General features: G+C 42.0%; 26 protein-coding genes. 3 read left to right on the top strand and 23 right to left on the bottom strand.

Annotated elements, in window-relative coordinates:
- Positions 1–6 precede the first annotated feature (6 nt).
- From gap to H8S37_RS01520, 6 genes are all read right to left on the bottom strand, one after another.
- Positions 7–1,020, bottom strand: coding sequence for a type I glyceraldehyde-3-phosphate dehydrogenase (gene gap, locus H8S37_RS01545; RefSeq protein WP_186874298.1), 1,014 nt, complete (start codon positions 1,018–1,020; stop codon positions 7–9).
- 151 nt (positions 1,021–1,171) lie between these two features.
- Positions 1,172–1,990: a histidinol-phosphatase HisJ family protein gene (locus tag H8S37_RS01540; protein WP_186874297.1), complete on the bottom strand. Its 819-nt coding sequence runs from the start codon at positions 1,988–1,990 to the stop codon at positions 1,172–1,174.
- Positions 1,987–3,057: a tRNA 2-thiouridine(34) synthase MnmA gene (gene mnmA / locus H8S37_RS01535; protein ID WP_186874296.1), complete on the bottom strand. Its 1,071-nt coding sequence runs from the start codon at positions 3,055–3,057 to the stop codon at positions 1,987–1,989. The genes H8S37_RS01540 and mnmA overlap by 4 nt, the downstream gene beginning before the upstream one ends.
- Positions 3,057–3,500: a Fe-S cluster assembly scaffold protein NifU gene (nifU, locus tag H8S37_RS01530; RefSeq protein WP_186874295.1), complete on the bottom strand. Its 444-nt coding sequence runs from the start codon at positions 3,498–3,500 to the stop codon at positions 3,057–3,059. The genes mnmA and nifU overlap by 1 nt, the downstream gene beginning before the upstream one ends.
- Before the next feature lie 39 nt (positions 3,501–3,539).
- Complete coding sequence (nifS, locus tag H8S37_RS01525; protein ID WP_186874294.1) at positions 3,540–4,730, bottom strand: cysteine desulfurase NifS; 1,191 nt, start codon at positions 4,728–4,730, stop codon at positions 3,540–3,542.
- Between the two features lie 47 nt (positions 4,731–4,777).
- The gene (locus H8S37_RS01520; RefSeq protein WP_186874293.1) at positions 4,778–5,239 is read right to left on the bottom strand and encodes an RrF2 family transcriptional regulator; all 462 of its coding nucleotides are present in this window, start codon (positions 5,237–5,239) and stop codon (positions 4,778–4,780) included.
- Positions 5,240–5,401: 162 nt separating this feature from the next.
- Here H8S37_RS01520 and H8S37_RS01515 point away from each other — a divergent pair, with 162 nt between their 5' ends.
- Positions 5,402–6,718: a polysaccharide biosynthesis protein gene (locus H8S37_RS01515; RefSeq protein ID WP_186874292.1), complete on the top strand. Its 1,317-nt coding sequence runs from the start codon at positions 5,402–5,404 to the stop codon at positions 6,716–6,718.
- Positions 6,719–7,231: 513 nt separating this feature from the next.
- On the opposite strand, the gene H8S37_RS01510 is transcribed toward H8S37_RS01515, so the two are convergent.
- Positions 7,232–7,930, bottom strand: a complete 699-nt coding sequence (locus H8S37_RS01510) for a histidine phosphatase family protein (protein ID WP_243207037.1) — start codon at positions 7,928–7,930, stop codon at positions 7,232–7,234.
- 131 nt (positions 7,931–8,061) lie between these two features.
- On the opposite strand from H8S37_RS01510, the gene H8S37_RS01505 reads away from it, so the two are divergent.
- Positions 8,062–8,541: an S-ribosylhomocysteine lyase gene (locus H8S37_RS01505; RefSeq protein ID WP_186874291.1), complete on the top strand. Its 480-nt coding sequence runs from the start codon at positions 8,062–8,064 to the stop codon at positions 8,539–8,541.
- Positions 8,542–8,599: 58 nt separating this feature from the next.
- Here H8S37_RS01505 and H8S37_RS01500 read toward each other — a convergent pair whose 3' ends face one another.
- Genes H8S37_RS01500 through H8S37_RS01490 form a run of 3 tightly spaced genes read right to left on the bottom strand, consistent with a single transcriptional unit; the run spans position 8,600 to position 11,863 of the window.
- Positions 8,600–9,136, bottom strand: a complete 537-nt coding sequence (locus tag H8S37_RS01500) for a DUF5662 family protein (RefSeq protein ID WP_186874290.1) — start codon at positions 9,134–9,136, stop codon at positions 8,600–8,602.
- Positions 9,137–9,158: 22 nt separating this feature from the next.
- A complete protein-coding gene (locus H8S37_RS01495) occupies positions 9,159–10,853 on the bottom strand; it encodes an alpha-amylase family glycosyl hydrolase (RefSeq protein WP_186875729.1) in 1,695 nt (564 codons plus the stop codon).
- A 20-nt stretch (positions 10,854–10,873) separates the two neighbouring features.
- Positions 10,874–11,863, bottom strand: coding sequence for a sugar ABC transporter substrate-binding protein (locus tag H8S37_RS01490; protein ID WP_186874289.1), 990 nt, complete (start codon positions 11,861–11,863; stop codon positions 10,874–10,876).
- Between the two features lie 272 nt (positions 11,864–12,135).
- Here H8S37_RS01490 and H8S37_RS01485 point away from each other — a divergent pair, with 272 nt between their 5' ends.
- Entirely contained in the window at positions 12,136–12,438 is a 303-nt protein-coding gene (locus H8S37_RS01485; protein ID WP_186874288.1) for a DUF1292 domain-containing protein, read from the top strand.
- On the opposite strand, the gene H8S37_RS01480 is transcribed toward H8S37_RS01485, so the two are convergent.
- From H8S37_RS01480 to H8S37_RS01420, 13 genes are all read right to left on the bottom strand, one after another.
- Positions 12,421–14,247, bottom strand: coding sequence for an ATP-dependent helicase (locus H8S37_RS01480; RefSeq protein ID WP_186874287.1), 1,827 nt, complete (start codon positions 14,245–14,247; stop codon positions 12,421–12,423). The genes H8S37_RS01485 and H8S37_RS01480 overlap by 18 nt on opposite strands.
- A gap of 18 nt (positions 14,248–14,265) precedes the next feature.
- The gene (gltX, locus tag H8S37_RS01475; protein ID WP_186874286.1) at positions 14,266–15,726 is read right to left on the bottom strand and encodes a glutamate--tRNA ligase; all 1,461 of its coding nucleotides are present in this window, start codon (positions 15,724–15,726) and stop codon (positions 14,266–14,268) included.
- Positions 15,727–15,778: 52 nt separating this feature from the next.
- Entirely contained in the window at positions 15,779–16,537 is a 759-nt protein-coding gene (locus H8S37_RS01470; RefSeq protein ID WP_186874285.1) for an SIR2 family NAD-dependent protein deacylase, read from the bottom strand.
- 309 nt (positions 16,538–16,846) lie between these two features.
- Positions 16,847–17,284 (bottom strand): threonine/serine exporter family protein, encoded by a 438-nt coding sequence (locus H8S37_RS01465; protein WP_186874284.1) that lies wholly within the window; start codon positions 17,282–17,284, stop codon positions 16,847–16,849.
- On the bottom strand, positions 17,284–18,054 hold the full coding sequence (locus tag H8S37_RS01460; RefSeq protein ID WP_186874283.1) for a threonine/serine exporter family protein: 771 nt from the start codon (positions 18,052–18,054) through the stop codon (positions 17,284–17,286). The genes H8S37_RS01465 and H8S37_RS01460 overlap by 1 nt, the downstream gene beginning before the upstream one ends.
- A 22-nt stretch (positions 18,055–18,076) precedes the next feature.
- Positions 18,077–19,126, bottom strand: a complete 1,050-nt coding sequence (locus H8S37_RS01455) for a leucine-rich repeat protein (RefSeq protein ID WP_186874282.1) — start codon at positions 19,124–19,126, stop codon at positions 18,077–18,079.
- Between the two features lie 135 nt (positions 19,127–19,261).
- On the bottom strand, positions 19,262–20,695 hold the full coding sequence (purB, locus tag H8S37_RS01450; protein WP_186874281.1) for an adenylosuccinate lyase: 1,434 nt from the start codon (positions 20,693–20,695) through the stop codon (positions 19,262–19,264).
- Positions 20,696–20,761: 66 nt separating this feature from the next.
- On the bottom strand, positions 20,762–21,469 hold the full coding sequence (purC, locus tag H8S37_RS01445) for a phosphoribosylaminoimidazolesuccinocarboxamide synthase (protein WP_186874280.1): 708 nt from the start codon (positions 21,467–21,469) through the stop codon (positions 20,762–20,764).
- Positions 21,470–21,673: 204 nt separating this feature from the next.
- Positions 21,674–22,435, bottom strand: coding sequence for an amino acid ABC transporter ATP-binding protein (locus H8S37_RS01440; RefSeq protein ID WP_186874279.1), 762 nt, complete (start codon positions 22,433–22,435; stop codon positions 21,674–21,676).
- A 12-nt stretch (positions 22,436–22,447) separates the two neighbouring features.
- On the bottom strand, positions 22,448–23,095 hold the full coding sequence (locus tag H8S37_RS01435) for an amino acid ABC transporter permease (RefSeq protein WP_186874278.1): 648 nt from the start codon (positions 23,093–23,095) through the stop codon (positions 22,448–22,450).
- Between the two features lie 92 nt (positions 23,096–23,187).
- Positions 23,188–24,033, bottom strand: coding sequence for an amino acid ABC transporter substrate-binding protein (locus tag H8S37_RS01430; RefSeq protein WP_186875728.1), 846 nt, complete (start codon positions 24,031–24,033; stop codon positions 23,188–23,190).
- Positions 24,034–24,144: 111 nt separating this feature from the next.
- On the bottom strand, positions 24,145–24,912 hold the full coding sequence (locus tag H8S37_RS01425) for a hypothetical protein (RefSeq protein WP_186874277.1): 768 nt from the start codon (positions 24,910–24,912) through the stop codon (positions 24,145–24,147).
- Positions 24,887–26,170: a DUF5716 family protein gene (locus tag H8S37_RS01420; RefSeq protein WP_186874276.1), complete on the bottom strand. Its 1,284-nt coding sequence runs from the start codon at positions 26,168–26,170 to the stop codon at positions 24,887–24,889. Before H8S37_RS01420 ends, H8S37_RS01425 begins: the two co-directional genes overlap by 26 nt.

The following is a 26,170-nucleotide window of genomic DNA, read 5'->3' as shown; positions in this document are numbered from 1 at the left end:
TCCGGATTACAGTAATGTTCCGAAATGTTTGATTGTTCTTACCATCTGGCTTGTGTAAGAATTCTCATTGTCATACCAGGAAACAACCTGTACTTCTGTTGTTCCGTTTTCCAATGGAAGAACCATTGTCTGTGTAGCATCAAATAAAGAACCATATTTCATGCCCACGATATCGCTGGACACGATCTCATCTGTATTGTATCCGAAAGATTCATTTGCTGCTGCTTTCATAGCGTCATTAATCTGATCCACTGTTACGTTTCCTTCTACTACTGCTGTCAGGATAGTTGTAGATCCTGTCGGAGTAGGAACACGCTGTGCAGAACCAATCAGTTTTCCGTTCAGTTCTGGAATAACAAGACCGATAGCCTTTGCTGCACCTGTGCTGTTAGGAACAATATTGCAAGCTGCTGCGCGAGATCTTCTCAAATCTCCTTTTCTCTGTGGTCCGTCCAATGTCATCTGATCACCTGTATAAGCGTGAATTGTGCACATAATACCGGATTTGATTGGAGCCAGATCATTCAATGCTTTTGCCATTGGCGCCAAGCAGTTTGTTGTACAGGAAGCTGCGGAAATAATGTTGTCTTCCTTTGTCAGCTTTTCGTGGTTTACATTGTATACAATTGTAGGAAGGTCATTTCCTGCCGGAGCAGAGATAACAACTTTCTTTGCACCTGCGTCAATATGAGCCTGTGCTTTTGCTTTAGATGTATAGAAGCCTGTACATTCCAAAACTACATCTACACCGATTTCTCCCCAAGGAAGTTCTTTTGCATCTGCCTTTGCATAAATTTTAATTTCTTTTCCATCTACGATAATAGAGTCTTCCCCTGCTTCTACTTTATCAGCTAATTCATATTTTCCCTGTGTAGAATCATATTTTAATAAGTGAGCCAGCATTTTCGGAGATGTCAAGTCATTGATCGCAACAACCTCATATCCTTCTGCTCCGAACATCTGTCTGAATGCAAGACGTCCAATACGTCCAAAACCATTAATCGCTACCTTTACTGCCATGATTAATTCCTCCTAAGGTTTTAATAAATTATTGACCGTTTTCCCGGTCTTTATGGTAAATCCTCAACAATCCCCTAATAATTGTTAAAGATTCATCAACTAGACTCATTGTACTAAAACAAGAACAAAAATTCAAGTACTAAATGTATTTTTATGGAACATGCTTAAAAATCGGTTTTCTTTCTTTAAATTCTGTATAATATTCGAATCCGCAGTCCTTTAGGATCCTTCCTGCCTTCTGAAAATCATATGCAATGTGTTCCGGACAGTGTCCGTCAGCTCCAATCGTAATAATCTCACCGCCCAGTTCCTTATACCGTTTTATTATGTCTGGATGTGGATGTGCGAAATTGAGCCCATACTTAAACCCTGCCATGTTCATCTCGATCCCTTTTCCCATATCGATTATTTTCCTCAAAATGTCATCAATATAAGACGCAAATCTTCTATAAGAATATTCCTGCGCCCCATGTGTCCCATACCGCACCACATAATCTAAATGTCCAAGCACATCAAAATCCTCCACAGACTCAAGGTCTTTTAATGTAGCCGCAAATGTCTCTGCATAGGCCTCTTCATCCGACTTATCCTGAAACATTTCTTTATAATAAGGATCTTTTCCGTTTACTACATGGACAGAACCGATCACAAAATCAAACGGATACTTGTTTACCAGCTCTTTATAGTACTGGCCTAAATGCGGCTGGAGTCCCAGTTCAATTCCAATACGGATCTCTATCCTGTCTGCGTATTCCTTTTGAAGCTCTGTAAGTATGCGAAAATATTCCTCTAGGTCAAACTCAAATTTTTGCCCCTGCATTTCTCTATGTTCTGGATAATCCCTGTCATTATGGTCGGTGATACAGATTGTTTTCAGTCCCTTTTTCACAGCGCCTTCTACCATTTTGCGGGCAGGTACATCGCAATCCCCTGAAAATGCCGTATGCATATGAAAATCACTTCGTATCATAGTATGGTTCCTCCCCCTAAAACATATTCATCCTGATAGAAAACAACTGCCTGTCCAGGTGTTACAGCGCGCTGTGGTTCCTCAAAGGTACAGACTACTTCATCTTCACTTGTCTTTTCTATTGTACACCATGCGCCTTTATGATTATATCTGATTTTTGCAAAAACACGCACTGGTCCTTCAATATCCTCCACAGCCATAAAGTTTAACTGATTCGCATGCAGCGTACTGGTCAATGACTGTGCATGTGTTCCAATCACCACTTCGTTCGTCTCCGGACGAATTTCCAGCACAAATACCGGATAGCCCAGCGAAAGTCCAAGCCCTTTTCTCTGTCCTACTGTATAGTGTGTAATCCCTTTATGTTTCCCTAAAATTTCCCCTTCTAAAGTCACAAAATTTCCTTCTGGTATTGGAATTTCTGTATTTTCTTCTATATAAGAAGCGTAGTCTCCGTCAGGTACAAAGCAAATGTCCTGGCTGTCCGGCTTATCTGCCGTCTTAAGATGTATCTTAGAAGCAATTTCACGCACTTTTTCTTTGCTGTAACGTCCTACCGGCATCAAAGTCCTTTTTAGCTGTTCCTGTGTCAGATTATACAGCGCATAGGTCTGATCCTTTTTTAAATTTTCTGAACGCTTCAATGCATATCTTCCATTCTTTAGTTGTTCTATCTGCGCATAGTGTCCGGTCGCTATATAATCCGCTCCGATCGCAAGACTTCTTTCCAGAAGAGATTCCCATTTTACATATCGGTTGCAGGCAATACAGGGATTCGGAGTTTTTCCCTGTAAATAAGAATTCACAAAGTAATCTATTACCTTTTTTTTAAACACATCTTTAAAATTCATCACATAATATGGAATATCCAGCGCCGCTGCCACACGTCTTGCATCCTCCACCGCGCTTAACCCGCAGCAGCCCGCATTTTCTTCCATGACTGTCTGCTCTTCCTCCTGCCAGATCTGCATGGTAACTCCAATCACATCAAACCCCTGTTCTTTTAAAAGATAGGCGGCGACAGAAGAATCTACGCCTCCCGACATTCCCACTACTACTTTACTCATTAGTATTCTTCTTCCTCTTCTTCCTCGCCCTCATGGATATCTGACTTTGGCTTTTCCAAACCTTCTATTTCAATCCCATGTTTCTGTGCATAGTCCCAAAGGGCGGCATGAATTGCCTCCTCTGCCAGGAGAGAGCAGTGCACCTTTACCGGCGGAAGTCCGTCGAGCGCTTCCATCACCGCCTTATTTGTCACCTGCAATGCTTCATAAATTGTTTTTCCTTTTACCAGTTCCGTCGCCATGCTGCTTGTAGCAACTGCTGCTCCGCATCCAAATGTCTTAAATTTTACATCTCTGATAATCTGGTTGTCATCTACATCCAGATAAATTCTCATAATATCCCCGCATTTTGCATTACCTACCGTACCGACCCCACTCGCATTCTCGATTTCTCCTACATTTCTCGGATTCTGAAAATGATCCATTACTTTTTCTGTATACATACTAATCAACCTCCTGATTTTTTCTATTATTCTCCCTTTTTATTTGTTTGCCTGTTTCCTCACAAAATCCTCATATAGAGGGGACATACCGCGAAGATGCTCTACTATCTTTTTCAATTCTTCCACCACATAATCAATATCGTCCTTCGACGTATCTGCGCCCAGCGTCATACGTAAGGATCCATGTGCGATTTCATGTGGAAGCCCGATCGCCAGAAGTACATGAGAAGGATCCAGAGAACCGGAAGTACATGCAGAGCCGCTGGACGCGCAGATCCCTTTCATATCCAGCATAATCAAAAGAGATTCTCCCTCGATAAACCGGAAGCTAAAATTCACATTGTTAGGGAGTCTTTTTGTTCTGTCTCCATTGAGTCTGCAATAAGGAATCTCTTTTTCAATTCTTTCAATCATATAATCTCTTAAAGCTCTTTCCGCCGCAGTTCTCTCCTCCATAGAATCCGCCGCCAGTTCAGCCGCTTTTCCCAGTCCTATAATCCCCGGCACATTTTCTGTCCCTGCGCGGCGTTTTCTCTCCTGTGCGCCTCCATGAATAAACGAACGGATTTTTACGCCTTTTCGGATATATAAAAAGCCAATTCCCTTCGGGCCATTGATCTTATGTCCACTGGCGCTAAGCATATCAATATGACATGCATCCACATCAATTAAAATCTGTCCAAATGCCTGCACCGCATCTGTATGGAATAAAATTCCATGCTCATGCGCTATCTGTCCAATCTCTTTTATCGGCTGTATACTCCCAATTTCATTGTTGGCAAACATGATAGAAATCAAAATAGTATCTGGACGGATCGCCTTTTTTAGTGCTTCTAAATCTACAATCCCATTCTCATCCACATCTAAGTAGGTTACTTCAAAGCCATGCTGTTTTTCCAGATACTCACATGTATGCAAAATCGCATGATGCTCAATCCTGCTTGTTATAATGTGTTTTCCTTTTGCCCCGTATGCTTCCGCCGTCGCTTTTAATGCCCAGTTGTCACTTTCTGTTCCGCCTCCTGTAAAGTAAATTTCATTTTCCTTTGCTCCCAATATAGAGGCAATTCTTTCCCTTTGTTTTGCAATTCTTTCTTTGTTTTGGGACGCAAAACCATATACACTTGACGGATTTCCAAAATACTCTGTAAAATATGGCAGCATCGTCTCCATTACCTCCGGTGCAATTTTCGTTGTCGCTGCATTATCTAAATAAATGAATTTTCCCATCTCGTTTCCTCCTCTTTTATAGTGTTCTTCTCTTCTTTTCGCTATTCTTAATTCCGACATTCTACTTTTGCTCTTCTGCCTGCAGTACATTGTTTCTTCCTGCTTTCCTGCACAAGCTGCTCCAGTTTTATTTCATCTACTGTCTGACTGATGCTTTCATTTATTCGTTTCCAGACATATTTTGTCACACAGACGTCGGAGGCACTGCAGCTATTTCCTGGCTCTAATCCTGCGCACTCGACAGGTTCTAAACTCCCTTCTAACGCCCTTAGGACATCCCCCACTGAAATTTCTCGCATAGGTTTAGCCAGAACATATCCTCCCCCAGCTCCACGTACACTTTTGACAATTTCTGCTTTTTTCAGTTTTGCCATCAACTGTTCCAGATAACGTTCTGAAATATCCTGACGACCGGAAATACTTGTTATAGAAATCGGCCCTTCTTCGCTGTATTGGGCAAGATCAATCAGTGCTCTTAGTCCATATCTTCCTTTTGTCGATAATTTCAAATCTTCACCTTCTTCATTTCATCCGATGAGCATCGGCAGTTTCACATTTTATTTCCTATTATTTTACTAGGATTTCCCTCCTGTAGAATATCATCTGCTTCAAGTTCTGTCAAGCCGCAACTGTGAATATGTTTTAAAAAGTATATATTTTAGGAGAAACCTATGGCCAAAAAGCACGCTTTCATTCATGGAACACTGGTTTTAACCTTTACTGGCCTTATCACCCGTTTTATGGGCTTTTTCTACCGTATATTTTTAAGTCATGCCTTCGGTGAAGAAAATGTAGGACTCTATCAGTTAATCTTTCCCGTTTATACACTGTTCATCTCCTTGTCCTCCGCAGGAATACAGACAGCCATCTCACGTACTGTAGCCAGGAAAATGTCTCTTGGAAAACCCGGTGAAGCCAAAAATGTCCTTTTGTCAGGTCTGATTTTTTCCTGTTCTCTTGCCTTTGCCGGCCTATTATTTATCCAGGCAAACGCTGCATATATTGCAGAAGAATTTTTAGGAGACTCTAGGTGCTTAAGTTTACTGACAGCAGTCTCCTATGCACTTCCCTGCTGCGCTGTACATAGCTGTATATGCGGCTACTGTTATGGTTTAAAGCAGACCAAAATTCCTGCTCTTTCCCAATTAATAGAACAGACTGTCCGTATCACCTCTGTTGCGCTTCTATATTTTTACCTTAAACAAGACGGCACACAGCCCTCTGTCGTGATTGCAGTATTTGGTCTCGTCTCAGGAGAATTCGCATCTGCTTTATACTCTGCAAAATCTTTATGGGGACACCATTTTCGTCTCCCGCATTTTATGCCTGCCAAAGCCGCCGGCAATACAAAAGAGCTGCTCTTCCTCTCTCTGCCCTTGACTGCAAACCGGTTGTCTGTCACTCTTTTGCAGAGTATCGAAGCCGCTGCAATCCCAAACTGCCTGAAGCTGTACAGCCACAGCACTTCTGAAGCTTTAAGCATTTACGGAGTCCTCACTGGAATGGCGCTTCCGTGTATTCTTTTCCCTTCAGCGATTACCAGCTCCGTATCGATTATGCTAATGCCTGCTGTCGCCGAAATTCAGGCTTCCGGACAGCAAACAAAGCTAAAACACCTTGTTAAAAAAGCGGCAGGCTCCTGTTTTATTCTTGGTCTCGCCTGCTGCCTTTTCTTTTTGGTTTTTGGCCCCTTTATCGGCTCTGTTATTTTTCACAGCGCCACTGCCGGCAAATTTATCGTCACCTTAGCTTGGATTTGTCCGTTCCTCTATGTAAACGGAGCATTCTTAAGTGTTATCAACGGATTAGGCAAGACAGCATTTACCCTCGCCATTAATCTCCTGGGACTTGGCATACGTATTTTAAGCGTATTTTTCATAGTGCCCGGTTTCGGTATACAAGGCTACCTGTGGGGACTCCTCGCAAGCCAGTTCTTAGTCACACTATGCGCTCTCCTCATACTAAAATTTAATTATAAAGTTAATTGACGAAACATAAAATTTAAGTGACAAAAAGAACGTGTGAAAGAGATGCTTTGCATCGTTCGTCAGGGCTTCGCCGAAATTCCTCACTCACGCAAAGCATCTCTTTCACACTCACACTTTCGCCAGCTTAAGTTTATAGTTCCGGACGGAAAAAATCGGCTTCACGCTGCTATGCATTTCCAATCGGAAGTAAACAAATTTTTCTGGTTAGGAACTCGTGGCAGCGTGAAGTCGATTTCTTTTTAATGAAATTTAACTAACAAAGCTGCCTTCCGAATGGCGGGGTAAAAACTTCTGACTGAAAGTGACAGCAAAAACACTGTGTCAGATAAACAGGGCATTGACAAGGAGCGTTCCGAATACAGTTCGCCTGGTTCTTAGTGCAAAGCATCTGCGTGTTCCAATGGACACACAGATACTTTGTGCTTAGAACCACTCGAATGGATGAGGTAAAGCGGGTCCTGCCCTGTGTTCTGATACAGTGTTTTTTGCGTACTTTCTGTTAAAGTTTTTTTCCTACACTGCTTTCCACTTTTTTACTGGTTCTTTATAGTATATAATCCCTTCTTTTATTATCTTCGGCACTCCATCTGTAATCTCTACAATTGTCACTGCACAGTTTGGCGGCACTTCATATTTCCAAAAATCGGCTGTCTTCGTATTATTTCTAATATGGTTTAACAGAGAAGTCATAGCCGCCCCATGGGTGGAAACCAGTACATTCTTTCCTTCTAAGTCTTTTCGGGCACACATTTCTTTTAGGAAATCTTCTGTTCTTTTATTTACCTGTTCAATTGTCTCTCCATGTCTGGCTGGTATAAAATTGGCTGTGTCACCGAAAAACTTCTGAAATTCTTCGCTTTTTTCATCTTTATTTTGCCCTGCACAGCATAGTCCTTCATACTCCCCAAATCCCATCTCTTTCACTCTTTCCTCTTCATATAATGGAATCTTTCTTTCGCCTAGTATAATCTGTGCGGTCTGCCGCGCTCTTTTTAGCGGGCTTGTATATGCTGCATCAAATTTTGTGTCCTTTAGTCCTTCTGCGGTCTCTTTTGCCAAATGTATTCCATATTCATTCAAAGGAATATCTGAATGTCCCTGTACTCTCCGCTTTTTATTCCAGTCCGTCTCTCCATGCCGGACAATATATAGTCTTGTCATCTCTCTTCCTCCGTTCTCTCCTGCCAATTCACATACTACTATATTTATCATCTTTCTATTGCCAGTAACAGACAGCCTTCTGATCATCTGTTACTATTGACGCTCTCTTAGTATAAACTTTTCTTTTCAATTTTGCAAAAAAGATTTATACTAATAACATCGACAATCGAAAGGAGTCTCCTATGGAAAAAATAGCAAGCTTTACAGTCAACCACCTAAAATTAGTTCCCGGTGTCTATGTCTCACGCAAGGATTTCTTTTGCGGAACATGCGTCACTACCTTCGATATCCGTATGACTTCTCCTAATGACGAGCCTGTAATGAACACGGCTGAAGTGCATACAATCGAGCACCTCGGAGCTACTTTTTTAAGAAATCATCCAGAATTCAAAGATAAGGTGCTATACTTTGGCCCCATGGGCTGTCGGACGGGCTTCTATCTTTTGCTCTTCGGCAACTACGCCTCTCTTGATATTCTCCCTCTTCTTAAAGAAATGTTTACTTTTATTGCAGAATATCAGGGAGAAATTCCAGGTGCTTCTGCCAAGGACTGCGGAAATTACTTAGATATGAACCTTCTTATGGCAAAATACCAGGCAAAACGCTATCTAAAAGAAGTTCTTTTAGATATTCAGGACTGCCAGCTTTACTATCCTGAATGAAAAACAGCGCCAGTGTACAAGTATTTCTTTGTACACCGGCGCTGTTTTTCCCTTTTATTTATCTTCTCTTTCTCAAAATATTTGTCCGAATATACCGATATGTCTTCTCCTCTCCTTCTTTTGCCAGCATACGGAGAAGTTTTTCTAACAAAGCCTGTGTATCCGGATGCATGAGATATTCTCCTTTTCCTTTGAGGTAATACTCCAAAGGGGAACGATCCGTATATTCTTCCCCTTTATACACCTTACAGGCAGCTATCCGATCCAAAAACATCTCCACTACATATTTGACTGGCATTTTCATGCCGATCATCCCTTTCTCCCCATCAAGGCCATAGTCAATCCAGTATTCATAGTGATGCTTATTTCTTCCTTTGTGATGCAGCCACGCCGAGGAGTATCCGATCGCCTCGCGCTCTGCGTTATTCGGACTGCGCGATCCTTGATAAAACTTACATCCTATCTTAAATTCTGTCCAGCTGTACTTCGATAAATCATGGAGCAAGCCTTGACGATATAACCCCACCTGGAAACATTCTTTCATAACCAATATCTTGTGCCTTGTAATTGTACAAAAATGTTGTAATGCTTTCATATTCTCATGCCGCCCTGCTCTTCTATCTTCCTACCAGAAATACGATACTTCTTTCTTTTACTTCTATTGTCCTCTGGTTCTCTAAACCTTCTTCTTTTTCTGTCTCCTTTTGTGTCCCAAACACCTTATACCACTTCTTTCCTCCATTGAGGGCCGGCAAGGCAAATGTGTGTTTAACCCAGTGCATATTATATGCGATAAAACAGCTATCCTTTTTTTCCTCATCATAGTACAGAACCCCCAGCTGCCGGCTGGAAACCTCCTTTTGTATCTGCCAGGCATTTTCTCCATGATAAGATACATCTGGTATTCCGCACGCTGTCATGTCCATCCCGCGTATTTCTTCCTTCTTATGCAGCACTGCATGCATTTTTCGCAGCGCTATCAGTTGCTTTACATATAAAAATAATGTGTTGTCTGTCTTAAGCTTTCCCCAATTCAGCCATGCCAGTTCATTGTCCTGGCAATAGACATTATTGTTTCCTTCCTGGGAATTGTAAAATTCATCTCCTGCCAACAGACATGGAGTCCCCTGCGCTGTAAGCAGTAAAAGGAAGGCATTTCGCACCTGATTTTTACGAAGCCGTACTACGCTTTTCTTCCTGCTGGGCCCCTCAACGCCGCAGTTCCAGCTATAATTATAATCCGGCCCGTCTTGATTTTTTTCTCCATTTGCCTCATTGTGTTTTCCGTCATAAGAGACAAGATCCCATAATGTAAACCCGTTGTGGGAAGTAATATAATTGCATTTTCCGTTCTCCCCCGAATTGTGCTTTAATGCCCAGATAACGGAATCAATCATTCCCTCATCCCCTTTTAAAAAACGACGCATTACATTTTGGAAGCCGTCATCCTTACACATAATCTTTCCATCTTTCAGAAGCGGATCTTTATGCAGCATTTCCCAGGATACATGATATGGATTCACAACAAAACCGTCTATATGGTATTCCATCATATAATATCTCAGACACTCCAATGCTGTCTGAGGCAGAATTTTATGATCAAAGGGCATTTCCAGAACTACCTCTATCCCTGCACTGTGGCACGCCTTTACCATATCTTTTAATTCTCTTCTTGCATCTTTACCAGCCGCATAAGAGATTTTTGGCGCAAAGAAATACCCTGGTCCATATCCCCAGTAATTTGTATATCCCTTTACAGATTCTTCAAATTCATAAACCGGCATACACTGTATCTGATTGATCCCAAGCTCTTTCAAATACGGGATTTTCTCTATCACTCCCCGGAAAGTTCCTTTGTGACGTACACCAGAAGAACTATGCTTTGTAAATCCCTTTACATGAATACTATAGGCAATGATTTCATGGTAAGGAAGATGCAGTCTTTTATCCCCTTCCCAGTCGTACTGCCTCTCTGCAATTTTTCCCCGCCTCTGCAAGGTATGTTCTTCTTTTTCTTCCAGATATTCTCCATAATAAACCAGTTCTTTCGCAAAAGGGTCTGTCCATATCTGAGCTTCTGTCTTATAATTATACTCATACTTCCCAAGCGCCGTTCCTTCTACAGACAGAAAGCGGAGCTCTCCGATTCCTTCTTCTTCCGGCATCTCAAATGTATATGCCGGATTTTCTTCTCCTGTTCTATATAGCATAAGAATACACTCTTTCCCTGCCGGTACTGTGACGGAAAAATTTACTTTGCCTTCTTCTACTGTTGCCCCCAGTGGAAGCGGATGCCCTTTTGTCTTCTTCACCATTTCATACTAGTCCTTTCTTACTGCCAGCCATCAGTTCCATACATCTCTACATTTTCCCTGCTGATAAAAAATGTCTCCACATGTACTTCTCTTTCATAATCTTCTCCACTTAAAATCGCCTTCGCTGTCTCCACCGCTGTTTTTCCAATACTGATCGGAGACTGTGCTCCGGTTCCCCTCATTGTATTTGTTCCTTCCGCCAATAACTGCTTTACCTCTGGAGAGCCATCCACACCATAAATCAAAATGTCTGCGCGCTTTGCAGCCTGCACTGCCTGGTATACCTCCATTGCCATCTCATCATTTCCACACATCACAGCATCAATTTGGGGATACTGATTCAGCACTTCTGCCATTACATCTGCAACATCCTGCTCACCGCTGTTAATTCTTGTCAGTACTTCAAATCCCCCCTTTGCGATGGCCTCCTCAAATCCGGTAATCCGGTCATTTACAGAATTTACCGACGGACATTCCACAATCACAATTCTTCCTCCGTCCGGCTTCGCGGCTATTAAATCCTCCCCACATACATAACCGGCATTTTTATTGTCAGAGCCAATATATGCATCAATCAAATCTGTTTCTTTTACTTCTGTATCTAAATTAATGACAGGAATATCCGCTTCCTTGAGCGCTTCTAATGCCGGTGTAATCTCTTCCCAGTCCGCGGGACATAAAAAGACGGCGTCTGCCCCCTCCTCAATCATCTCTTGAATCTGGGTAATCTGCACCTGTACGTCCCCTTCTGGATTCTTGACAATCAAGTGTGCCCCCTGCTCTTCTAAAGATGTCTGAATTGCCGTTTTTAACGTATCGTAAAACGGATTGGTCAGATTAATACAACTGTATCCTAAAACATATTCTTCTTGTTCTTCGGGTTCTTCCTCTTCTTGTGTCTCCACCACTGCATTGTCTTCAGGAGTACCGACATTTTTTTTGCAGCCGCCTGTAAAAACAGCCGCTATTGTCAACATCAGCAGTAGTTTTGCAGCCTTTCTTTTCATCCTGTCATTTCCTTTCTTTTTTCTATTCCTGTAAAGAGACAAAAATACCTGTGCCGCCTTTTATGCACAGGCACCTGTAGATACTATGTATTGAATAGATCTTTTTATGTCTGTTTTTATGCCTCACTCTTACATTCTACCTTATTTCAGAGGATTGTCAACCGATCGCCGTCTATGTTTTTCTTGCTTTTTTATATTCGATCTGATAGAGTTTTAATAGCAGTGGTTCCCTTATTCTAATGAGGAATCCAATACAATAAAGGAGAAAAACAATGAACGAAAATGAAGCGCTCACTGTCACCTTGACACTGGACAATGACGAAGAATTGGAATGTGCGGTACTTACTATATTTGAAACCGGCGGGCAGGAATATATTGCCTTGCTGCCTCTAAATGAAAACGGAGACAATGAAGACGGCCAAGTCTATCTGTATCGTTTCTTTGAAGGTACCTCTGAAGAGCCAGAGCTTGAAAACATCGAAGATGACGATGAATTCGAGCGTGCCTCCGAAGCCTTTGATGAATGGCTGGATACACAGGAATACGAAGAGCTTGATTTAGACGCTCTTGAGTAAATCATTTACAAAACGGGAGGGAACTGTCTCTTTCCCGTTTCTTTGTTTTACATAGCAGATCTGCAGCACTTCCTTTGCCCGCGTCATTGCCACATAAAACAGCCGTCTTTCCTCTTCTGTCTCTTCCTCACTTTTTGCTTTTTTATACGGAATTTGGCCTTCATTTGCCCCTATGATAAATACCGTATCAAATTCCAATCCCTTTGCGGCATGAATGGTCATCAAATGTATCCCTTTTTGTTCTTCTTTCTTTTTCTGTTCCTTTCTGCGCAAAGCCTCTGTATACTCCTCCACATGCCGGAACCATTCTTCAAGTGTAGAAAACGGTCTTGCCGCCTCTTCTATCTCGGAAAGAATTTCAAACAAATCGGCAGCCTGTATCTGTTTTATCTTTGCATAGTCTCTTAAAAAATCGTCGTATCCGATTTTTTTGCGCATATACTGGATTGCCGCATAAGGCGCCATTTTAGAAAGCATTTTTAAATCCCACTCCAACTGGTCAATTCTATCCTGCATCCATTCCTTGTCGAAATAGAACTTCCGAAGCTCCTCAAAAGAAACCTCCCCTTGCGTAAGACTTTCCCTGGAAAGATAGCGCTTCGGACGGTTCATAATCTGTAGAAATTCTGCGCGCAGTCTGCTTCCCTGGGCCATATGAAAATAGGCCTGTATATCCTTTCCGATAAAATGGCTGTACAGGTTTGGAAGATGCTCTCGCATCTGAAATGCAATTTTATGTTCCAGAAAGCATTCTGCCAAAGGCCTGGCATCAGTATGTACCCGAAACAAAACAGCTATCTGCTCTGCTAAAACTCCTTTTTCTATCCGCCTTTCTATCTCTCTTACTATGTATTTGCTTTCCTCCACCGGATCTTTTACTTCCTGTATATGTACGGTTGTCCCCTTTTCCTTTGCCGCGTGCAGCTTCTTTTTAAAACGGACTGTATTTTTTTCGATGACTTTCAGAGAATTGTTCACAATGTTGGCAGTCGAACGGTAATTTGTATTTAAAAATATTTGCTCTGCCTTAGGGAAATCCTTTAGAAATTCAAACATAATTTTCGAGTCTGCCCCGCGGAATCCGTAGATTGCCTGATCATCATCTCCTACCACAAACAGATTATTTTCCGGCAGAGCCAGCATTTTTATGACATCGTACTGAATACGGTTTATATCTTGAAATTCGTCGATCAGAATATACCGAAACTTCTTCTGCCACTGTTTTAAAATATCCGGATGGGTTAAAAATAAATTGCGGCAGAGCAATAGCATATCGTCGAAATCAATTTTTTTTAACTTTTTCTTCTGTCTTTCATATGCTTTGTAAATTTCATAAAAAGCATCGCTGTCACACTTTTTCGAATGAAATTCCTCTATAGCAATCCCATTGTTCTTTATTACACCTATTTCGGAGACAAGCCCTTCGAGAAAATCTTCTTCATCGAACACTTCCATTTTTTGCTGGGCGACGGCTGCTCTTAGAATCTGGTATTTTTCTTCCTCTGAAAGAATATTGCCAGAGCCTATCCGATAGGCCCATTTTAATATTCCATAATAGATTCCGTGAAACGTCCCCGCCGTAACTGGAGCTGCACTTTCCCCTGCCTGTTCACACAGACGGCTTTTCATCTCAGATGCCGCATAGCGGGTAAAAGTAACGACCAGAATTTCTTCTGGTCTTACCTTATACTCCTCAATCAGGAATCTTATTCTATTTACAATCGTCCTTGTTTTTCCAGATCCTGGCCCTGCAAGTACAAGGCAGGGTCCATTCTTTATCCTTGCTGCTTTTTCCTGTGCCTGATTCAATCTTTATTTGTTTCTCCTTTATGCTTTTAGTTTTTCGATTCCCGCGCGGATCCTTTTGAGTGACTCGTCTTTTCCAAGTACTTCCATAATCTCTGTCGCTCCGCCCGGCGTATTTTGTCTGCCTGATACGGCAGTCCGAAGCGGCCACATCACATAACCGATTTTATATCCATGTTCTGTGGCATATGCTTTGAGCACCTCAAACAGAGCGTCATTGCTGTAATCCTCCTGCTCCTTAAGCACCGGTAAAATTTCCTGCAAAAACGCCAGTGCATTTTCCGGATTCGTTTTCATTTTCTTATGCGTATATAATGCCACATCATAGTCCGGCACGCTCTCAAAGAAATCGATCTGCTCTTTTATATCGGGGAAGGTTTCGATTCTCGTCTTAACAAGAGCTGCTATTTTTTTCAAATCATAGTCTGCTGTTATGACTTCCTTGATATAAGGCTCTGCCATCTCATAAAAACGTTCAAATGACATCGCCTTTAAGTATTCTCCGTTCATCCATTTTAATTTTACCGTATCAAATACGGCCGGAGACTTGCTCATATGGCGATAGTCAAACGCTTCCACCAGCTCTTTTAGAGAAAAGATTTCCCGATTGTCAGTCGGACACCAGCCAAGCAGGGCCACATAGTTGACAACCGCTTCTGATACATATCCCTGTTCTATCAAGTCTTCATAAGAAGCGTGGCCGCAGCGTTTGCTTAATTTTTTATGATTTTCATCTGTAATCAGAGGACAGTGTACGTATACCGGTACCTCCCATCCAAACGCCTCATACAGGCGGTTATATTTCGGCGCAGACGACAGATATTCATTTCCTCTTACAACATGGGTGATTTCCATCAGATGATCATCTACCACATTCGCAAAATTATAAGTTGGAAATCCGTCTGATTTAATCAGTATCATATCATCAAGTTCTTGATTTGGAACTGTAATATCTCCATATATCTCATCATGGAAGGTTGTTGTTCCCTCATTCGGTACATTGAGCCGAATTACCCAGGGTTTGCCTGCTTTTAAATTTGCCTGTACTTCCTCCGCACTTAATCCCAGACAATGCTTGTCATATACGACAATATCTGTTCCGTCCTCTGAAACAGAGGTTTTTAAAGATTCCAGCCGTTCTTTATCGCAGAAGCAATAATATGCGTCTCCCTGTTCTACCAGTTGTTTTGCATATTTCAGATAGATTCCCTGTGCGCACCGTTCACTCTGTACATAGGGACCATATCCGGCATCCTTATCCGGTCCTTCATCATGGTGAAGCCCTGTCTTTTCCATTGTGCGGTAAATAATGTCGAGTGCCTCATCTACAAACCGTTCCTGATCCGTATCCTCCACTCTTAAAATAAAATCCCCGCCCTCGTGCTTTGCAATCAGATATGCGTACAATGCGGTACGCAAATTTCCGACATGCATTCTTCCTGTAGGACTTGGAGCAAATCTTGTTCTTACTTTTCTATCCATCGTTCTTTCTCCACCTTCTGTTTTATTTTACTATAAACTGGTATTTTATCAGCTATTCTGTACCTTGACAACTTTTTTCATATTCTTTTACCAGATTTTCCAGAAATACATCACATCTGGAATGTATGCATATATCTGCCTGTGTATCTGAAAAATGTTCCGATGACTTTACGACAATGAACTGATTTCCTTCATAATACTGTCTCAGCATTTGACACATCGGCGCATGGACGGGGGCGCCCAATACAAGTATCACATCTGCCCGTTCCATTTCCATTGCTGCTTCTGTTATCACGGAATTGTCCACCGCTTCCCCAAACAAACATACCTTAGGCCGTATCGGAGCCAGACACACTTCACAGAGTGGAACTCCTTTTGTATTCCTGATATATTCCATAGAATATCTTTTTCCACATTTGGGGCATACATTCGTATAAATCGTTCCATGTAAGTTTATTACATTTAAGCAGCCTGCCCTGTCTTCCAATCCGAAAATCCGCTTCGTAATGATTGTCTGTATCAGTCCGTGATCCTGCAGCTTTTTAAGGCTTACATACCCTGTTCCCGGAGTTTTTTGCGCCGCCTTTAATATCTCTTCTTTATAAAACTGAAAGAAGAGTTCTTTACGTGTTGCATAGAATACACTGCTTAAAATCTCCTCCGGACAATACCCATACTTTTTCTCCACATCATAGGAAGCAAAACCATCTCTTAATGCCGGGTATCCATTCTCAATCATCATTTCCACGCCTGTCAATACTACTGTATACTTGCTGTTTTTCAGAACCTGAAGTATATTCTTTTCCCCCATATAGTACCCTCCATTGTTCTTGACTGAAAAAACACCACCCTGCTTCTTCTAAGCAGCCAGGGACACGAGAAGCCCCGTTCCTCATTCATATTATAGAACATGTAAAAGGATAGTTCAACAAACAAAAAAGCCGATTTTTATGTAACAGTTAAGCCATACAGTGTGCAGGAAGCATAAAACATGCCTGCATGTTTTTGCGAGCGTACATCTGTATGAGCTTAGCGCCCATCAATGAGTAAAACGGTGGCGGCAGCCACGATAAGCACGCAGTGCGGTTTTACGAATGGCGCGGGCTGAACTGTTACATTTTTATACCTTTTTTTCTCTTTTCCCCACTATTTTAAACAACGTGTCCATAATGAAAATCGCCAGAGCAATCACCCCTGCGATCTCTAATGTCTGCAGCAAGTAATATCCACTTTTTTCGCTGTCATTCTGAATCAGATAATATGCAGTCCTGTACATTCCGGCCCCGGGAACCGTGGGTAGAATCCCTGCAATTAAAAATACGGTAACTGGCTCTTTAAATATACGTGCAAACAAGTGTGCCAAAAACGCGATAGCTAATACAGACAAAAAGGAAGAAAATACAACGCCCAGTTCATTTTTTGTTCCCAATAGATACACAAAGCCTCCTACCGCACCAACTCCCCCTGCATGAATCAAATATGATTTCGGAGTTTCCAGCAATATCGCAAATGCCGTAACCGAGAAAAAGCATCCCGCCACACCAATGAGCAGACTCATCACCGTACACCTCCCGCTATAATCACTCCTGCAATCCACATGCCAGCTCCAGCACCGATGGCGATCCCTGCTGCCGTCAGAAATGCTTCTAACACTCTTGCATTGCCAGACATGTAGTCTCCCTGTAAAATATCTCGGACAGCATTTGTGATTGCCACCCCCGGCACAAGCGGCATAATTGCACTGATAATTACAATGTCCAAATCCACACCCGATATTTTAGCGCCCAGGAGAAACACTGCCGCTGCGACCATGAAGGACGATACTGTATCTAATATAAATCCATTTACATTCCACCGTTTGCCCACAGTGATGATCAGCGCCAGCAAAGCTCCCATCGCCGCAGACAGAAGTATCTCCGGCATCTGTCCTCCAAACAGGGGCGCAAATCCCGCCGGAATAATCAGTGTAGCCAGATTATAAATACCTGTTTTATACTGCTTCTTCTGAATACCGCCAAGTCGTTCATACGCCTCCTTCAACGGCATTTCCCCCGCACAGTATTTTCGTGAAATATCATTCACCTGCATAATCCGGTTCAAATTTGTACCAGAATTTTTTACCCGCCGCATCATTGTAACCGGCTCTATATCAGGATTATCAATTGTAGCCAGAATCCCCGTCCTAAATACAAGCGCCTCTGCCGTCTTTGTATGAGCTGTCTTGAGTATATGATTCATGGTATCTTCTACCCGGTATGTCTCTGCTCCGCTTAACAACATCAGTTCCCCCGCCAGGACCGCTGTACGGATAACAAGCTTATAATCCATCGGCACACCCCCTTAGATGAAATTAAAATGCACTTTCCACCGTCACATCATAACACAGAAACGCATTCTGGTAAATCTCCTCCGTTCCTTCCGGCACTGTTATTGTAATTCCCGTTCCGTTTCCTTCTCCAAATATGGAGGTTCCAATTTCTACTATTCCACATAATCTCATGTCGATTTTGGTAAGAGAGGTATGAAAGAAGGAATCATCTTCAAATCTCGTTACTGTCTCCGGAACAATATATGTTTCTATTCTTCCACTTGGAAATGCAACAATGCAGCTCAAATCAGATGTGACTAAAACTCCATCCCGACTTGCATAGCTTTCATTTCCAGGTGCTGTCTCTATCCATTCCAGCTCATTTAATCCGATAAATGCGCCAGCCTCAATATTCGTGATATTTTCCGGAATATACATTTCTATTGCTCCCGCAGAAATATCGGCAAACGCACCTTTTCTGATTCCATTTACATTTTCTTGTGGAAGGCTGAGAAGATAACCGTCGTAAAGAATCTCCGTTCCTGGTTCGATTCCATAGATCATGCCAGCTTCATCTACCAGAAATCCATTCACTGAAACAACAGTTCCAGCACCGTTTTCGCCATCTGGATTTTCCAATGGAACATCGGTTTCCGGAGTAATGGGAATTTCAGGAACCATGCTCTCTTCATCTTTTTCAACTGGTACCTCCGTCACAATATCTGTTGTCACAGTTTCTTCATTTACTGGAATAGCTTCCGGCACATATGTAGCTTCAGCCGGCAAAGCAGGAGAATCTGCTGCTATATCTGAATAACGATCCGCCTTTATCATTCCAGAAGCTGTACTGACTGCGGACTCCATCATCCCATACAAATCTGTAAACAGAACTTTCTCTTCTGTTATCTCTGCCTCTTTGTCTGCTTTTGCTCTGTCATCTCCTTCATGAATTCCTTTCGTAAAATTTTCTGTAAACTCATGTGCCGCTAAAGAGAGAATACTCAAAAATACTGCCGTAAGAATTCCTCCCAGCAGCCGGACATACATTTCTCTTAAATTCAATCTGCTGTAAAACTTTTCACAATGTTCCATACACTTCACCTATACCTTTCCTATTTCACTAAAACACCTATTAAAAATTAGCATAAGAAAAAGGAATGCCGCAATCATTTGCAACATTCCTTTGCACAAAATTCATCTCTTCTAAATCTCTGGTCTGCTTTGGAATTATATATGAATTTCTGCCTTCATTCCAAGTACATCTTCATTTTTTTTAAGGAGAGGGGAAATTACATTCTTTAGATACGCTTCCACCTGCTCTTTCGCCCGCCCTATATATCTGGATGGCTCCATTGTCTTTTTCAGTTCTTCCAGAGTCATATTAAACGCCGGATCCTCTGCAATCAATTCGAGTAAATTGTTCTCCTCACCCTTTTCTTTTACATTTCTGCCGGCTTCCATGGAAAGTTCACGGATTCTTTCATGCAATTCCTGTCTGTCGCCTCCTGCTTTCACCGCATCCATCATAATATTTTCTGTCGCCATAAACGGCAGCTCCGACATAAGGCGTTTTTCAATTACTTTCGGATATACAACAAGTCCATCCACTACATTCATACATAAGTCTAAAATCCCATCCACTGCAAGAAAGCCTTCCGGTACACTTAAACGTTTATTCGCGGAATCATCCAGAGTTCTCTCAAACCACTGCGTTGCAGATGTAATAGCAGGATTCAATGCATCAATCATAACATAGCGCGACAAAGATGCAATTCTTTCACTGCGCATAGGATTTCTCTTATAAGCCATCGCTGAAGAACCAATCTGCGTTTTTTCAAATGGTTCCTCAATTTCCTTTAAATGCTGCAGCAGACGGATGTCATTTGAAAACTTATGGGCACTGGCTGCAATTCCAGCCAGCACATTTAATACTCTTGTATCCACTTTTCGGGAATAGGTCTGTCCAGATACCGGATAGCATGCCTTAAATCCCATTTTTTCTGCGATCATTGGATCGATCTTGTCTATTGTCTCTTGATCTCCGTCAAAAAGCTCCAAAAAACTTGCCTGGGTACCTGTAGTACCTTTAGAACCCAGCATTTTCAAGCTGCTAAGTACATAATCCAGATCTTCTAGATCCATTTCAAACTCCTGCAGCCAAAGTGTTGCCCTCTTGCCCACCGTTGTAGGCTGTGCAGGCTGAAAATGCGTAAAAGCAAGCGTCGGCTGGCTCTTCTGAGCATCCGCAAATTTTGCCAATTCCGCAATTACATTCAATAATTTTTTTCTCACCAGCTTTAATGCCTCAGACATAATAATGATGTCTGTGTTATCGCCTACGTAGCAGGAGGTCGCTCCGAGGTGGATAATCCCCTTTGCCTTAGGACACTGTACACCATAGGCATATACATGTGACATCACATCGTGACGCACAACCCTTTCCCGTTCTTTCGCCACGTCATAGTTAATGTCCTCGGCATGCTCTTTCAATTCTTCTATCTGTTCTTCTGTAATATTTAATCCCAGCTCTTTCTCTGTTTCCGCCAGAGCTATCCATAGTCTTCTCCATGTCTTAAACTTCTTATCCGGAGAGAAAATATATTGCATCTCTCTGCTGGCGTAACGCTCTGACAGAGGACTTGCATAACGTTCATTACTCATATGTGTCTCCTATTCTTAACTAAGTACCTGCCCGCCGCTTTTTCAACGCAGCATATACGCACTGCCTTATTTGATACCAATCCGTTTAAATACTTCCTGATATGCATCCTCCACATTTCCCATATCTCTGCGGAAACGGTCTTTATCCAGCTTTTCATGCGTCTCTTTGTCCCACAGACGGCAGGTATCCGGTGAAATTTCATCCGCCAGTATAATCTCCCCGTGGTATCTTCCAAATTCAATCTTAAAATCAATCAGCTCAATTCCTGCTTCATCAAAAAATTTCTTCATCACTTCATTTACTTTAAATGTATATTTCGTGATTTTATCAATCTCTTCGCGCGTAGCAGCGCCGATGGCAATCGCAAAATAATCGTTGATCATCGGATCGCCGAGATCATCGTCTTTATAGCTGAATTCCAGGGTCGGTGCCAACAATTTTCTTCCTTCTTCAATGCCAAGCTTCTTAGAAAAGCTTCCTGCGGCTACATTTCTTACAATTACCTCTAACGGTACAATCTCTACTTTTTTCACCGCTGTTTCCCGATCACTTAATTCCTCTACATAATGAGTCGGAACGCCCTCCTTTTCCAATATCTGGAAAATATAATTTGTCATCCGGTTATTAATAACTCCCTTTCCTACAATCGTTCCTTTCTTCTCTCCATTGAATGCAGTTGCATCATCTTTATAGTCTACGATTACAATATCCGGATCTTCTGTGGCAAATACTTTCTTTGCTTTTCCTTCATAAAGCTGTTCTAATTTTTTCATATGTTTACACCTGTCCCTTTCTTTTTTCTAAAATACAAGGTTCAATGCAGGCAGAAAAGCCTGACCACTTCCATTCCTGCTGCATTTCTGATTATAATATAAGGCGGAGGGAAAATCAATATTCCCGCCGCCTTATCCGCGTATCTCTCATTATTTATTTTCTCGCAGTTTAATAAGCTTTACTTATATATAACCATCTATTTATTATCTTTCTGATGTCAATTTTCCAAGAAATTCTCTGATTCTTTCATTCTTTGATCCAAATACATCCTCCGGCGTCCCTTCTTCCGCAATGACGCCTTTGTCCATGAAAATAATATGATCTGCCACCTTTCTGGCAAAACTCATCTCATGTGTGACAATCACCATTGTCATATGCTCCGCTGCCAGATCTTTAATTACTTTTAAGATTTCACCTGTCAGCTCCGGATCCAGCGCAGAGGTTGGCTCATCAAAAAACAAAATATTCGGATGCATCATCAATGCCCGCGCAATCGAAACTCTTTGCTGCTGTCCTCCCGAAAGCTGATATGGATACGCATTCTCCTTGTCCTCCAGTCCCATTTTTTTCAAAAGCCGTCTTGCTTCTTCAAATACTTCCTCTTTTCCACGTCTTTGTACCTTCAGCGGAGCATCTGTAATATTCTTCATCACAGAAAAATGGGGAAACAAATTAAAATTTTGGAAGACCAGACCAAAATAGGACTGTATTTCCTTTCTTTCTTCTTTCTTTGGGAATACGGGTTTTCCGCCTTCTACCCATGCCGCCCTCCTGCCAAGATACTGTATCTCTCCGTCATCTATCGTTTCAAGCATCGTCGCACAACGCAAAAGCGTCGACTTCCCAGACCCCGAAGGGCCGATAATCGCGAGAATCTCTCCTTTTTCCACAGAAAGAGAAATATCCTTTATTACTTGTACGCCGTTGAACGCTTTCTTTATATGATTCATTTCCAGAAGTTTCATATCATCTGCCTCCTATCGATAGTAATCCAGACGTTTCTCAAACAGTTCCATCACTCCGGCAACTGCATAGTTAAATATATAGTAGAATACACCGGCGATAAAAAATGGAAGCACAGTCGTCTGCGCTGCCGCAATCTGCTTTGCCACAGCAAACATTTCGACATAGGACAAGGAATATACAAGAGAGGTATCTTTTACCAGCGTAATCACCTCATTTGTCACAGACGGCAAAACAATTTTCACCACCTGCGGCAAAACAATCTTGAAAAATGTCTGCTGTCTGGAATAGCCCAAAAGTGCAGCCGCCTCATACTGCCCTTTGGGTATAGATTCGATACCAGAACGGTAGATTTCCGCAAAGTATGCCGCATAATTCAAGGAGCATCCGATTAAAATAGCAGTCAGCTTATATCCTCCGATATTCATGCCCCACAGATAGAATGGAGCGAAATACCAAACCAGCAGTTGAAGCATAAGAGGCGTTCCTCTCATAATGGATATGTAAATCTTCACCAGCCAGCTGATTGGCTTTATCCTGCATACTCTTCCAAAGTATACAACCATTCCCAAAGGAAGTGAAAATACCAAAGTCAGGAAAAAAATCAGACACGTCTGTCCAAATCCTTCCAATAATTGTCTTAACATTACCTCAAAACTCATGTAACATCCTCCCAGACACAAGTATGCCCCCCGGAGGCCTCCGAGGGGAATGTTTTGCACGATACGCCCTGCAATTTGCACTGCATTTTTCTTTATTCTGCTTTCAAAGTCACCATATCGGCAATCTCATATTTTTCTGCCAGCTTCGCAACTGTTCCGTCGTTTGTAAGTGTCTGAAGATCTGCGTTTACCTTTTCGCACAGTTCATCATTCCCTTTTTTGAATCCAATTGCATACTGTTCTTTGTTCAGTGTTTCATCTAAAATTACATATCCGTCCCCGCGGGAATTGATCTGGTATTTTGCCACACCGATATCTATCGCCAAAGCATCCAGCGCACCTGCCTGTAATTCTGTAAATGCAGTGTTATAGTCTGCAAACTCATTCAAGGAAGCAAAGGTATCTGCCAATGTCTTCTGGTCGCCGTTCAATACATCTAAAGCCGCGGAAGCCGCCTGTACTCCCACTACTTTTCCTGCCAGATCTTCCAGATTTTCTATTCCTGCACTTTCCGATACAACGATTACCTGGCTGTTATCCACATAAGGAGTGGAAAACGTATAGTCGTCCTCTCTGCCGTTCATAGTAAATCCGTTCCAGATACAGTCGATAGAACCAGAATTCAGTTCCATATCTTTAGAATCCCAGTTAATTGGCTTTTTCTCCAGCTCCCAGCCTTCGATGTCGCAGACTGCCTGTGCAAGTTCCAGATCGAACCCGGTGTACTCGCCATTATCATCCATATACCCATATGGCGGATACTCTGCGTCAAAACCTACTACAAAAGTGTTCCCGCCATTTGTGACTGAATCAGATGTGCTTTCTGTTTTCTTATCCTCATTTCCATCTGACTGCCCTTCTGTTGTCTTGCCGCATCCTGCCGCCACGACAGAGACTGTCAAAACTGCCGCAAACATACACGCTATTTTTTTCTTCATCATACATATCCTCCTTGCCGTGGTGCTTTATCATATTAGTAATTGATTACTTTACCACGCTAAAATATGTGGATATAGTATCATATTTCTGACACTCTGTCAAACCTTTTATCAGGTATGGCTTCTCCTGTGCCTCCGCTTCCATTTCTCGATCCATTCACGCCCTGGCTCTGCAGGCACTTTTTTCATTATCTCTTCCATTTCCCGCCGCATCTGGGCATTGACTTCTACATATTCTTCGTGCTTGGTAAGCAGAATATGATATTCCTCCAACGACATATATTTATAGGAAGCGTAAAGATATGGCTTCAATAATGCCTTATCCCCACAAATTTGATATGCCCTGTCATACATTTTGGCAGACTCCTGGTATAAAAACAGCCTGCCATATGCCGCGCCTAAACATGCATAAATTTTTCCATAAAATTTTGCATCTACGCTTTCATCTCTTTCCCCATTTAAAATTGCCTGATATACAAGAATTGCCTCCTCAATTTCTCCGCTTTCTAAAAGGTTATCCCCTTTATATTTTTGCCGTTCAATATCTTTTTGATTTTTCAGATGTTCGAGGACATTCTGAATCCGGATCATCTCCGGCTCTCGGTAAATCTTCGATGCTTTCAAAATTGTCAGTACAAATTTTTCCACAGACCCCTTCAGACGGATGACATCCCTTAGCTGTCCTGCCAGTTCTGTCATCTCAAGTTCTTCCTCCAGCCAGCTTAAAAGCTGTTGATTCATGATCGTATAATCGATCAGATAGAGATTGTTGCACAGATAATAGCAAAGTTCTTCCAGTGTAAAAATCTTACAGTGGATTCTCGTAATTTCATATGGATGAGTCGCGTGTTTATCATGACAAAGAATTAAACTTCCCATCATTTCCTCCTAAATGTATGATTTTTTCCTCCTGAAAATCTGTCGGCTGGAAGAATTCTCCAAATCCGGCATCACGCACTGTTATCTTACAGGTTTTTTCATCCAAAAACAATGTCTCAATCTGAAGGCGCATAGAATATTCTGCTCTCTTAGGGAACTTTTCCAGTGAAATCTTCTCTGTTTTTAAACTTCCCTGAATCAAAGATTCTATATGGAACTCGATATCCTCCACATCTTCTAACAGCACTTCCCACTGATTGTTTGATTCATACCAGTGTGCTCCCCACGAAACAATCGGATACCACATCTCCTGTCCATCTACCCGCATATTTACTGTAATCTGATCCGTCAGCTTATCTTCAGAAAGATACACTGGATTTTCAATATGCATAAACAACTTCCGGTATGCAGTATAACATGCGCCCTTACTGTAAAGATTATTTCCGATGAACGCACGTCTTCCATTGCACAAAACTCTAAGCGCTTTGGGATACCAGTTATTTTCAAATCCCTCTCCTGTCAAAAAGACAGAAGATACAATTCGTTTGTCAAATACACTTTCTATGAACCGGCAGAACATTAAATCCGCTTCTTTTGCCTTGTCCTCATTTAATACCGGATACACAGCCGCCAGTTCTTTCATGTGCGCGCTTGCAACCTCGTCGACCGTCACGAAAGTCGTCTTTCCTCCTCCGAGCCCCGGTCTCAGCCTTCTAAGCATATATGCCTTAATTTCATTTCTGTCACAACAAAACAAAGCTGCATCATACTGCCACAATTCTTTTGGCTGGTAAAAAAGATAGTTGCAGAAGCTTTCTTTGTAATCCTGTATAAAAATGTGCCGTTTATCGATATTCATACGAACCGCAATTCCACGCAGCATCTGTGCCAGTTCCTCTGTCAGTACAGGAACGCTGAATACAATTCCGTCAATCTGCGGAAAAGACTGCAATGACATCTGGATAAACTGTGACAACAGCCATACTGCGTCATACGTTTCTTCTCCAAATTCAATTTTTTCCCCTGATAAGCTCTTATCTAAAAGCCGCGTCACTGTAAAGCCTTCTTTGATCGTAACCAGTCTTTTTGCCTCTTTACCGTATGCCCAGGTATCTCTTAATTTTCCTATAATCAGCGGAATCTGGTAATTATCCGTATCAACTTCCAATGTATCGGGCTCTAATTCCTCTTCATTATAATAGCTGATCTGACATGTCTTTTCATTGATTTCATACCCGATAATACTGCCTTGTCCCAT

This window comes from Mediterraneibacter hominis (genome assembly GCF_014287475.1).
In the GTDB taxonomy this organism is placed as follows: domain Bacteria; phylum Bacillota; class Clostridia; order Lachnospirales; family Lachnospiraceae; genus Mediterraneibacter; species Mediterraneibacter hominis.
Note: the sequence above shows the minus strand (reverse complement) of the source record. Positions and strands in the feature narration are given on the sequence as shown.